Source organism: Pseudomonas sp. 05T35 (assembly GCF_056396605.1).
On sequence record NZ_JBFTLU010000809.1, the window covers coordinates 1 to 864 of the forward strand.

The 864-nt window shown below is 54.5% G+C and carries 2 protein-coding genes; both read right to left on the minus strand.

Translation table 11 applies throughout. The annotated features are described in order from the left end of the window. A partial coding sequence (locus AC1DH9_RS29995; RefSeq protein WP_477809434.1) for a SlyX family protein occupies positions 1–96 on the minus strand: 96 nt, incomplete at its 3' end. A gap of 3 nt (positions 97–99) precedes the next feature. Then, positions 100–525: an HIT family protein gene (locus tag AC1DH9_RS30000; RefSeq protein ID WP_427536119.1), complete on the minus strand. Its 426-nt coding sequence runs from the start codon at positions 523–525 to the stop codon at positions 100–102. Between the last annotated feature and the right edge of the window lie 339 nt (positions 526–864).

An 864-nucleotide genomic window follows, 5' to 3' on the forward strand; every position in this document is an offset into this window, starting at 1 on the left:
CTGCTGTGTCACCAGCACATCATTCATCGCTTCAATCGTGTCATCCTGAAACGCCAGACGACTTTCCAGTTCGGTAATGCGCTCTTCCAGGTTCATGGTTCAGCCCTCCAGAAACGTGAAGTCATCGGTCAAAACCAAACGCAGCCGTTCGCGGATCACTGCCACTTCGGCGGCACTGTAAGGCTTGGCCGGGTGTTTGCCCCAAACCGGGGCTGGCCAGGCGGCATCATTGCGCTTGCGCACAATGACATGCATGTGTAGCTGACTGACAACATTACCCAGGGTCGCGACATTCAACTTGTCGGCATCGAACGAATCCTTGAGCGTCTCGGCCAACTCGGTTGTCTCCCGCCACAACTGCTGCTGGTCGGCGACATCCAGTTGAAACAACTCGCTGATATCCTCACGACGCGGCACCAGGATGAACCAGGGGTAATTCGAATCATTGGACAGCAACAACCGACTTAGAGGGAAATCCCCAATCGGCAGGGTGTCTTGTTCAAGTCGTGGATCTAAGGCGAACACCGCGCGCACTCCCGCACTTTGCATGAGACTCAGTTTAGCGCCCAGCCCGAAGGCTAACCGCGCGTATATAACAGCAGCATACCCGCGAACGCCGCACGGATCACTGCGAAAAACAGGGCGCACAGCCCTCGACCCGGATGACCCGATATAAACGCTGAACGCACGAGCGCCCCAGCACTGAACATTTTCACTATCAACGCACCAACCCAGCACCAGACCTCGGCACTTCGTCAAAAAATCAACGACCTACCCGCGGATGTGGACCTGCATTCGAGGTCTCCACTGTACGAATTTCGTACAATTATGAAAATTTTTTGCACCAAATTTGCACAGTACGTC